This window comes from Pirellulimonas nuda (genome assembly GCF_007750855.1).
Lineage (GTDB): Bacteria > Planctomycetota > Planctomycetia > Pirellulales > Lacipirellulaceae > Pirellulimonas > Pirellulimonas nuda.
In genome coordinates this window covers 3,065,010-3,076,401 of sequence record NZ_CP036291.1, presented here as the reverse complement: position 1 = coordinate 3,076,401, position 11,392 = coordinate 3,065,010, and the positions used below count along the sequence as shown (strand labels likewise).

At 62.7% G+C, this 11,392-nt stretch carries 4 protein-coding genes; 3 read left to right on the top strand and 1 reads right to left on the bottom strand.

The window, feature by feature from the left end:
- Positions 1-114 precede the first annotated feature (114 nt).
- From Pla175_RS12210 to Pla175_RS12200, 3 genes are all read left to right on the top strand, one after another.
- Positions 115-2,988, top strand: a complete 2,874-nt coding sequence (locus tag Pla175_RS12210) for a glycoside hydrolase family 2 TIM barrel-domain containing protein (RefSeq protein WP_197527465.1) — start codon at positions 115-117, stop codon at positions 2,986-2,988.
- A 404-nt stretch (positions 2,989-3,392) separates the two neighbouring features.
- The gene (locus Pla175_RS12205; protein ID WP_145284902.1) at positions 3,393-5,330 is read left to right on the top strand and encodes a non-reducing end alpha-L-arabinofuranosidase family hydrolase; all 1,938 of its coding nucleotides are present in this window, start codon (positions 3,393-3,395) and stop codon (positions 5,328-5,330) included.
- A gap of 214 nt (positions 5,331-5,544) precedes the next feature.
- The gene (locus tag Pla175_RS12200) at positions 5,545-10,269 is read left to right on the top strand and encodes a transposase (protein WP_145284899.1); all 4,725 of its coding nucleotides are present in this window, start codon (positions 5,545-5,547) and stop codon (positions 10,267-10,269) included.
- Here Pla175_RS12200 and Pla175_RS12195 read toward each other — a convergent pair whose 3' ends face one another.
- Positions 10,270-11,223 (bottom strand): IS5 family transposase, encoded by a 954-nt coding sequence (locus tag Pla175_RS12195; protein WP_145284896.1) that lies wholly within the window; start codon positions 11,221-11,223, stop codon positions 10,270-10,272.
- Positions 11,224-11,392 lie beyond the last annotated feature (169 nt).

Genomic DNA, 11,392 nt, shown 5'->3' with positions numbered 1-11,392 from the left:
CGGCCTCAGCCCGTTGCAGCACGCCGTCAAGCCAGTGTTCTTTCCCGTGCGGCAACATCGTTGAAAGTCAGCACGGCCTATCCCCACCAATCTATCCCCATCGCCCAAAGCCGCATGTCAGTCTGTCCAGGCCGCGTTGTTATTCACCAACTGCTGATCGCCCTGACGATCGGCGCCGCGTTCCTCTTCGTGGCGGCGGAGTCCGGCGCCGGGACCGCGGACTTCAACGACGGCTGGCGGTTCCGACGAGGCGACGATCCACGAGCAGAAGAGATCGACTACGACGATGCTGATTGGACCCAGGTTGACACGCCCCATGACTGGGCGATCGGTGGGCCCTTCAATCCAGAGGAGCACGGGTACGCGGGGAAACTGCCGTGGCGGGGAGTCGCTTGGTACCGCAAGCGGGCCTCCCTCGACCCGCGGGTCGCGGGCGCACGCGTTTTCCTCGATTTTGACGGAGTCATGGCTAGCCCGAAGGTCTACGTTAACGGCGTGCTGGCCGGGGAATGGGACTACGGCTACACACCGTTCCGCGTTGAGCTAACGCCGCACCTGCGCGCTAGTGGAGACAACCTGATCGCTGTACGGGTCGACACAACGCGCCACGGGACGCGCTGGTACCCCGGCGCGGGCATCTATCGGAAGGTCTCTTTGACGATTAGCCCACCGATCCATCTGGCTAAGGAGGGCACTTGCGTCGAGACGCCCGAGGTGACGCCCGAACAAGCGCAGGTCGTTGTGAGTAACGAGGTCGTCAACGGGGGCGACGTCGACGAAGCCGTTCAGGTCGAAGTGACCCTGGTTTCCCCGAGCGGGCAACGGGTGGCTCAACGCAGCGTCGGATCGGACCTGCCTGCCGGCGCCATCACGAGCGTCAGCACAGCCTTCGAAGTGGCGGATCCGGAGCGTTGGGGCCTCCAGGCGCCCAACCTCTACACCGCGGTGACGAGGTTAATGGTGAACGGTCAAGAGGTTGAGCGACGCGAGACGAGGTTCGGCGTCCGCTCGATCGAACTCACCGCCAGCGGAGGGTTGCGCCTGAATGGCAGTCGGATTCCCCTGCGCGGCGTGAACCTCCACCACGACCTCGGCCCACTTGGCGCCGCATTCAACCGGCGGGCGGCCGATCGGCAACTCGAAATCTTGCAGGACATGGGCGTGAACGCCGTACGCACTGCCCACAACCCTCCGGCAACGGAGTTTCTTGATCTTTGCGATCAGCGCGGACTACTGGTGTACGCAGAGCTTTTCGACAAGTGGGACGCGACCTCCGACCGCGAGGCGACAGCAGCCTTTGAACCCCACTACGCACGCCACGCCGCAGCGATGGTGCGGCGCGACCGGAACCACCCCAGCGTCATCGTGTGGTCCATCGGCAATGAGATCCTGGAGGCGCCGGCGGACCCGCACGGGTTAACGCGAGAGAAAGTAGAATTCGCCAGACAGGCAATTCTCAAACACGACAACACGCGGCCAGTGGGCTTGGCGTGCCACGTCCCCACCGCCGCCGACTCAGGCGTGCTCGACTCGCTCGACTTTACCGGATGGAACTACCAGGCCCGGTACGAGCGCGCGTGGAGCAAGTATCCGAACAAGCCGATCATCTACAGCGAGACGGCGTCTGCGGTTTCGACGCGCGGCGACTATCGCCTTCCCCTCAATGGGACGAAATGCGAGTACCTAGACGTGCCGGTTGTGAGCGCTTTCGAGCTGTCGTCCGCCGTCTGGTCCGACATCCCGGAGATCGAGTTTGAGCGATTGCGGCGCGACGACTACGTGGCGGGTGAGTTTGTGTGGACCGGGTTCGACTATCTGGGAGAACCGACCCCTTTTGCACAGAACGCGCGTAGCTCGTACTTCGGCATCCTCGATCTGGTCGGCCTTCCGAAAGACCGTTTCTACCTCTACCGCAGCATCTGGCGCCCGGAGGTTCCCACCGTCCGGCTGGCGCCCCACTGGAACTGGCCCGGCCATGAGGGGGAAGCCGTGCCAATTATCGTTTACACCAACGGAGATTCCGCGGAGCTCTTCCTGAACGACAAATCGCTCGGGTTCCGCCGCAAGCGCGATCGACCGGCGCCTCCCGAAGATTTGGCGGTGGACGTTCCTCTCCAGAACGGCGCCGCGATTCTTACCGACGCCGTCGCCTTCCGATCGCCGTCCCGCGAAGGCGGGGCGCGCCTCAGCCCGCAACAGGGCGACGTCGCTTTCGACTGTTCCACCGTAGATCTCGGGCGGCCAGAGCATGTGCGGGCGATCGTCATCGACTTTGAGCGAGAGTCGAAGTTGTACGGCTACCGGGTCGAAGCATACGTCGACGGGGGCGATTGGCGCGAGGTGGCGTCGCATGTTGCGACCACGCAACCCCTGTGGGGAGGCGTCCACGAGGCGGTCCATCGGGTCGACGTTGAGGCCGGCAGGTTTCGGGTCGTGTTCGACGAATGTCTTGACGGAGTTGAAGAGCGGGCAAAAGGCGTGCGTGTTTATGCGGACGAGTACGAGTCGCCCTATTTTCTGCCCACGTACGACTACCGACTTCGCTGGAACAATGTGCCCTACATGCCCGGCGTGCTGCGCGTCGTCGCCTATCAGAATGGGTCTCAGATAGGAGAGGACGTGGTTCGCACCGCCGGAAGGCCGGCGAAAATTGTCCTGTCGGCCGACCGGGCCGTGTTGTCGTCTAGTGGAGAAGACCTCGCCTACATCACGATTCAAGCGTATGACGACGTCGGCGTGCCGTGCCCGCTCGCCGAAAATCTGGTGCGGGTGGAAGTTGCGGGGGCAGGAAGTCTTGTCGCTACGGGCAACGGAGACCCTACCTCGATGCGGTCTTTCCATGAGCATGCGGTGCCGCTGTTCGGCGGCAAGGCCGTAGCGATCGTACGCGCCGACAGGGGCCAAAGGGGTGACATACAGGTGAGAGCCGAATCCGACCAACTCGAGGGCTGTCAAATCGATCTCCAATCCATGCCCGTTGCGGACTGAGCTACTCAGCCGTAAGCCCCGTCACAAACGAGGGGTAATGTCGGGCTCAACCGGCGTTTGGGGCGCTCTATTCGTGCTCAAGTCCGGCAGAAGCAGAGGTCGGCGGTTGTGCATTCGACGGGGCGCCCCGGCCGGGACGCGATCCGGTTCAAGCACGTCGCGGCCCGTCGTGCCGCTGGAAACGGATCGTGGTATCGGGTAGAAGACGTGACCCGTCTACGGGCACGCCGAAACGATCGGACCTACAAGAGATGCGATTGGAAACGAGCCGCTCCTCCTTTTAAAGCAACCGATAGCCAAAGCCGACGGACACGTAGGTTGCTGGACAAGCCGGATGAGTTTCGGTGTCGAGGCGTCAGGCGCCGGCGCAGTCACGTCACTTTTCTACTGCTCAGGAGACGACGATGCTTCCATCAATAGCGAGGCAGCCGTTCGCGGTGGCTATCGAAACGGCGGTGCTGGCCGTGGCCCTCGCGGCCGGACACGCGATGGCACAGAGTCCCGCTGACAGCTTGTTCGGCGGCCCGCTGCGGTGGGCTTCGACGGGCCCACTTGTCCAGCCCGTGTCGGATGAGCGCCACCCGATCCTCGCCGTGAAAGACCCGTCGGTCGTCTACCACGACGGCAAGTGGCACGTTTACGCGACGACCGCAGTCGACCGCGGCGGGTGGAGCATCGTCTACCTGAGCTTCGAGGACTGGGAGCGGGCGGCCGACGCGAAGCCCTACTACCTCGACCAGACTCCGGGGCTAGGCGGCTACCACTGCGCTCCGCAGGTGTTTTACTTCCGCCCCCACAAGAAATGGTACCTGGTCTACCAATCGCAGCACCCCCAGTACTCAACGACGGACGATCTGTCGAAGCCAGGAACGTGGACCGCGCCGAAAGACTTGCTGCCGGCGCGGACCGAGGGGATGCCACGCCTGCCGATCGACTACTGGGTCATCTGCGACCAGACGCACGCCTACCTCTTCTTCACCGGCGACAACGGCCGTATGTACCGCAGCCGCACCAAGATTGACGACTTCCCCAGCGGCTTTAGTAATCCCGTGGTAGCGATCGATGAGACGCGCGAGCTGCTCTTTGAGGGGAGCATGACCTACAAGATCAAGGGCATGGACAAGTACCTAACCCTGGTCGAGGGACTGGGCCCCAGCCGCTACTACCGGGCGTTCACCGCCGAGCGTCTCGACGGCGCGTGGACCCCGGTGCCGGGCGCAGACAGCTTCCGGAACCCGTTCGCCGGCGTGGCCAACGTCAGCTTTAAGGAGGGCGCCGCCGACTGGACCGACGACATCAGCCACGGTGAATTGCTCCGCGATGGATACGACGAGACCCTCACGGTCGACCTTGACAATCTACGGATGCTGTTCCAGGGACGCGACCCGGCGGTCAACACGGGCTACCACGAGCTTCCCTATAAGCTCGGAATCATCGAGCGGATCACCGCCGACGAGCAGGACGACGCCCCCGAGCCGCAGGCCCGGGAAGAATCGCCCCGGCGTGAGGCGACCCGGCCGAGGCGCCCCGAAGGGGGCCTTGGCGGCCCGATCGTCGTCGGGCCCGACGACAAACCCGCGTTCGACGATCCGCCGGCCGACTACAAGAAGGTCCGTGCCGAGATTCCGCACGGCAAGCTCGAGATGATCCAGTACGAATCGGGGTCGGTCGGGACGACCCGCAAGATGAACGTCTACACGCCGCCGGGGTACTCGGACGATCGGCGGTACCCGGTGCTCTACCTGCTGCACGGCATCGGCGGCGACGAGACCGAGTGGCAGCGGTTCTGCCAACCGGAGACGATCCTCGACAACCTGATCGCCGACGGCTTGGCCGAGCCGATGATCGTCGTCATGCCGAACGGACGGGCTCAGGAAAACGACCGTGCGGTGGGGAACGTGTTTGCTTCGGCGCCGGCATTCGCTCGCTTCGAAGCGGACCTGCTCGACGACGTCATCCCAACCATCGAGTCACGTTACTCGGTAGCGGCCGATCGAGAGCACCGCGCCCTCGCCGGGCTTTCGATGGGTGGCGGACAGGCCCTCAACTTTGGCCTGGGCAACCTGGACGTGTTCGCCTGGGTCGGCGGATTCTCCTCAGCTCCCAACACGCAGCCGCCCGCGGAACTCGTACCGGACCCCGCCGCGGCCCGCGAGCAACTCAAGCTCCTATGGCTTGCCTGCGGAGATCAGGACGGCCTGATCCGCATCAGTCAGGGCGTCCATGGTTACCTGAAAGAGCACGATGTGCCGCACGTGTGGCATGTCGACTCCCACGGTCACGACCCGACGGAATGGGGCGCCAACCTCTACTTGTTCGCCCAGCGGATCTTTATTAAGTAAGCGGGACCTGAAGGAGCTCCGAGCTCGGCGCGGTCTCGGTGTTGCCGAGAGAATGGCGTCGTTCATGCGGCGACCTACACTGCGCAACGCTACTAAGTCACGGCCCACCGCAGGACGCTGGTCGACAACATCTCCCCAAGTGAGACTTTCGCGAAGTTAGCATCCCCCTCTTTCCTTGGTAGAATCCTGGGCTAATTCCAGGAAGGAGGAGACGATGAGCGAGAAGGCGAAGCGTCGGAGTTGGACGGCCTCAGAGAAGCTGCGGATAGTGGTGGCGGGTCTGGACGGTTCGGTGGAGACGAGCGAGCTGTGCCGCCGTGAGGGGATCAACCCGACGCAGTACTACCTCTGGAAGAAGCAGCTGATGGGCTCTGCGGCGAAGGTGTTCGACACGGGGGCCGAGAAGCCGTCGGCGCAGCAGCAGCGGCTGGAGACGGACGCCGCATCGCTCGCGGACGTGCAGGGCTGGCTCGGAAAGATTGACGTGTCGGGAAGGTTCACCGACCTGGTGGAAGATAAGGCAGTCGATGGCCACACGGCCGACGACGCCCAGAGCTTGGCTAGCGACCGGCTTGCCGGCATCGCCCTCCGTGAAGCAACCAAACAGGATGCGCTCGCCGACCGAGGCAGTGCTCTGAGCGTTTACCGCGCGATTGACGCGGCGCTCAGCGACCTGACCTCGGCCAAGCAGACCGTCGAATCGGCGGATGACCGAGCCGCGGTAGAGCAGCAGGCCCGCCAGCTTGGCAACGCGGCATTGCTGCTCGCCGGCAAGCTGGACAAAGACGCGTCCAGCCCCGACGCCGAACTAGCGGCAGCGGCCCAGTCATTGCAGACCCATCTGCTGGGCACCACCCACAGCTACTTCACGGTCTTTACGGGGATGGGCCGCAATCAAGTAGTGGGAGAACGGGAGACCGGCGTCGAGCGGTACAAGCTCGGGGCGGTCGAGACGCCGGAGTACTGGGCCAACCCGTCGCTGCGCCTAGAGCTTGGGGGCCAGGCCGCGTTTGTGGAGACCAGCCTCCCGTTGGGTCTTTCCAGCGGCGTGGGCCTCATGGCAGCAAGCACCTCCTATGGCACGCTCCTGGGTGACGCGTTCGTCTCGAACCACACTCCGGGGAATGCGTATAGCGCGCCCGGCACTGGTTTTGAGCACACATTGATGGCGGTTAACGGCGGTACCGTCCAAGAGGCCTATTTACAGTTTGACCTCTCCGGCCAGGTCGGCAAGCGCGTGTCCGTGGCGGAGTTGGAACTCCAGACGATCGCGGCGGTCGGCGCCCCCGGCGCGATCGTGCTGACAGCCCACCGCGATCTGTTCGGTATTACCTCCGCGGCCGGCTTCGACGAAGAAGCACTCACATGGAACAACCGCGCATCGATCTTTGGGGGCGTCAGCGGCACGTACGACGAGAACTTCAGCGACCCGCTCGCGACCTGGCAGCCGGCCGGAGGCGTCGCTGGCTACGACGTCAGCGAAGCGGTCGTGCGCGCCACGATGGCCGGGGACTCGAACCTCAACGGCGTCATCGATATCGAAGGCTGGCGGGGAGACCTTGAAGCCTTCTATTTGGCCGTCCACGATTGGGAAACCTACGTCGAAGTCTATGGGCCACTGGCGTCGTCGGAGACCGACCTGCTGTACGCCAACGACATCAACTGGGACGGCGTCGTAGACGGCGACGACTGGGACTGGATGCGGCAGCGGCTGGGCTTGCGACTCGGGGATGTAACTCTGGATGATACGACCAATGCGTCGGACCTAAGTCGCTGGTCCGCGAATAACGGAACGACGACGGCGTTCGGATACGGCGGCTACGCCGCGGGGGACGGGAATTTCGACGGGTACATTGATGCGGCAGACTATTCGGTCATCGTGAACAATTACGGAACTTCCAGCGGTCTCGATCCGTTGTCTCCTTCGGTGACATTCCGCATCGCCGCAGAAGCCAGCGGCTACGCAGAGTTTGCGTCGAGCGAGCACACCTGGGCGGCGGCGCCGGAGCTTGTGGTGACGCACATTGCGGACGTAGAAGTCACCGACTTCTCGACCCGTGGCACGGAATTAATGCTTCGATACTCGGTCTGGAACGAGGCGTTCACTGGACTATCTGCGAAGATCTACCGTGAGATAAACGGCGATCTTGAAGCCAACCCTGCAATGACCGTCTCGCTTTCGTCGTTGGGCGTCGGCAAGCATACCAAGCTGTTCACCGCCGCACTCGATGACGCGACGTACTCGGAAACCGACTACCGATTGGTGGTGGTGCTTGAAGGGACGACGGCATCAATCGCGGAGACAGACCTCTCGGACAACACGGGCCACTTCGCGGGGGGCGTGTTTGTCAACGTCTACGGCGGCGTGTCAACGGTGCATGCACACGGCTCAGAGGACGCCGACGCGATCTCCATCACGAACGAGGGCATCGAGATCGCCGGCGAGCTGGCGACGGTGTACCGATTCGGCACGGGGAGCGGACCCACTTTCGTCGACGACGACAGCCTTGCCAACGGGCTCACCCACTCTGCCGACCATAGCGGCGGCTCCTATGCAGCGACGGCAGGATTTGCCAATCCGAACACGAACTTTGCTTCTACTTGGGGCAACGACCGCGACATCGCGTACGAAAGCAGCAACACACAGGCGCAGCTGGCGACTTGGACGTTCCCGGACCTAGCGCCTGGAGTCTATCAGCTCTCGGCCGTGTGGCAGGGGCACAGCAATCGGGCGTCCGACGCGACGTACCGCATCTTTGACGACGCGGACCTGGTCCAGGTACACCACAACGGCCAGAAAGAGCACTCAAGCTGGACCGGGGACGGGGCGATCGTCCACTTCGAGTCGCACAGTGGCGTTAGCCCCGTAACTAATGTCGGCTTCAAGAACCTCGGCGCCCCGGTAGCCATCACGAGCGGCACGCTGCGGGTGGAGCTGCCCAACGCACTTGTGGGACAGGTGGTGGCGGACGCGATCCGCCTAGAGCGGATCGACGTGGTCGACCCGCTGACCTCGGGCGGGATCGTCATCCGCGGACACGGCGGCGACGACGACATTATCGCAGCGACGGACGTCGCGTTCAGCCTGTTAGTGTTCGGCGGCGACGGGGATGATATCCTAGAGGGGGGCGCCGCGCCAGGTGTGCTGTTCGGCGGCGACGGCGACGACACGCTCATCGGTGGCGACGGGGATGACGAGTTGTACGGCGGAAGTGGATTCGACATCTACGACGGCGGCCTTGGGATCGACATCGCCGATGACCCAGACATCTCCGACATCGACACCGACGGCATCTCGAATACGGACGAGGCGCTTCTGGGGACAGACGCCACCGACCCTGACACGGACGGCGACGGCCTCACAGACGGTTGGGAAGTCGAGCACAGCGTGAACGGCTCGCTGGACCCCTTGGATCCCGACTCGGACAACGACGTACTGCCCGACGGCGACGAAGACCCCGATGGCGATGGCGCAACGAATGAAGAAGAGCAGATCGGCGGCACGGACCCGAACGACCCAAATTCGACGCCGTCAACCGACCCACTCGCATGGAGAACCTACGGCGAAGCCTCGATTGTGGACGGGGTCCTAACGGTCGGCCAGGCCGGTCGCCTGGAGAATTCTGGAGCCCAGCCGGCCGGCTATCATGGGGCAACGTACGTACTCGGGCCAGCGGACTCCTACACCTTTACTTTTGACTTTAGCCTGTTCACGTGGGACTCGTACAATGAAAACCTAGGCAATAATCACACAGGGTACTGGGACTCATTCTCCATCAGCGTCACCAACCTCCCGTACGATACGCTGGCGCTCGCGGACGATCCACTGTCCTTTCCCTTTGTGTGGGGTGGTTCGTCTTATGCAGATGGCGACGAGGAAGAGAATACGCAATCCAGCGTCGAACTGACATTTCCCGGCAACGGGCAAACCAGGATGTACCTCAACGTGGTGCTCGACACAGCCAACCCCCCGGACACCGACAGCCTGTTCCCGTCGTGGGGCGAATTTGTCTTGCCCCCGATCCCAGTTCTCGACATCCGGACCGATTCGGAGAACGATGTCGACATCGACGACGACGACGACGCCGTAGAAGACAGCGAGGCGAAGCGGATTTTTGTTAACAATGACGACGACAACAAGAACGGCATTCCTGATTCTTCAAACGACGACCTCAAGCAAATGTACACGGACGCGGGCGAGGTTGACAATGATTTCGCGGAGTTGCAGCTCAAGTTCATGGGCAAGGGCGACCCGAGGTTTGCCGGCTACCAACTGGTGCTTACGGCGAGCGCTGGTCTCAAGCTTTGGCAGGACGACGTAAAGACTCCCATCATGGAGCTAAACAACCCCCCGGCCGAACTCTTGCCGAAGCGAAGCTATAGCTGGACACTTGACGAGAACGGCGACGCCAACTTCCCGAAAGCCCCGCACGCCGAGGGAATCGCGGTGGGCGACCAGACCGTGACCTGGGAGCTTCTGCCGCCGGGCGGGGGGGAGCCCCTTTTAAGCGACACGGTGAAGATTAGCGTGGAAGGGCTGGTCTATCCGTTCGTCGATCAGGTGGTCGCACCGGAGGAAGGCGAGCACGAGTGGCAAGACCTTAACACGTCCTCTTGGGAAGGGCTAAATGTCGCCGACGCTTGGTGGATGGAGAAGGCGCTGATCCACTACATTATGGAGCCGGGGAACAAGGGGAAGCTGGCGACGATTCACCCGAACGAAGGAACAATTGCTTACCCGTATCCTGGCGATGTTTCAGGGAATGACTCAACAAGTAAAGAGAGCTACAGCGACGGCTTTAGGCTAGAGTTCGCTTTCGAGTTTGATAGAAGCCGCGGAGTCGGTCCGAATGGGTATGTAGCTGCTGACCTGGATGGCGATGGCCCTAACCCGGTTACAGACAAACTCAGCTTTGTAGCTAATAGCGGGCCTTGTTGACTAACCCCATGCGAACAACGGCATGCCAAGGGTGACGAAAACATTGAGCAGTTTGCAGCGGAGTGCGACCTCGGTCGCCTGATTAGCGAGCGTCCGGTTCTTCAGGCGGTCGCCGAAGTTCGTCTTGAGTCGAAACATGGCGGTTTCACCCAGGCTGCGTCGGTGGTAGCCGATCGATTCTTTCCACGCTTTCTTGCCGTCGCGGCGGATCTGCCGAAGGCACTCGTCGCGCTCCAGCGGCTCGGCCGACGCGTTGCCGTGCTGCTTGATCTTGGCGTTCTTGCGCGGCGGGATCACTTGGTGGATCGACTCCCCTTGGAGGTAGTTACGCACTTTCCACTGGTCGTAGGCGCCGTCGCCGTAAAACGTCTGGACTTCGGCTTCGACTTGCTCCAGCAGCGGCTCGACCGCATCGCCGTCGTGGGTGTCGGCGCCCGTCACGACCTGGGCGACGATGGTGTGGGTGGCCGGATCGACGGCCAGGTGAACCTTCCGCCAAGTGCGACGCTTGCCCACCCCGTGCTTCTTCACCTTCCACTCCCCCTCGCCGTAGACCTTGAGGCCCGTGCTGTCGACCACCACCTCGATCGGTCCCGTGGTCGCACGCAGGTCGATCAAGACCCCCAGCTTGGCCGCTCGCTTCTGCAGCGAGGTGTAGTCGGGGATCGCCACCTCGGCCTGCATCAGCTTCGCGAGAGCCCGGCCGAAGCCTTCGGTCTGCCGGTACGGCAGGCGGAATAGCTCACGGATCATCAGCAGCGTTTCGACCGCCACGTCGCTGTAGAGGAACGGCCGGCCGACCTTCTTCCGGTCGTTCTCGTGCTCCCAGGCGTCGATCACCGCGTCATCAAACCAGAAGGTGATGTCGCCCCGCCTTACCAACGACTCGTTGTAGTCCCGCCAGTTCGTTACCTTGTAGGCGAGCTTCCTCGGCTTGCTAGCAGGCTGCGTCATCGTTCGCTCCGTCGGTCTGAATACAGAAGGGACTCCGTCCGGAACCGATCTACGCAGCGTTTCTAGCGTTTGTTCGACAAGGCCCTAATAGCGGCATAAAATTCGGAAGCTACACGAGGCCAGATGGCGCAAACACCAAGTTCGAAGCATCAATACTTGATGTAGACGC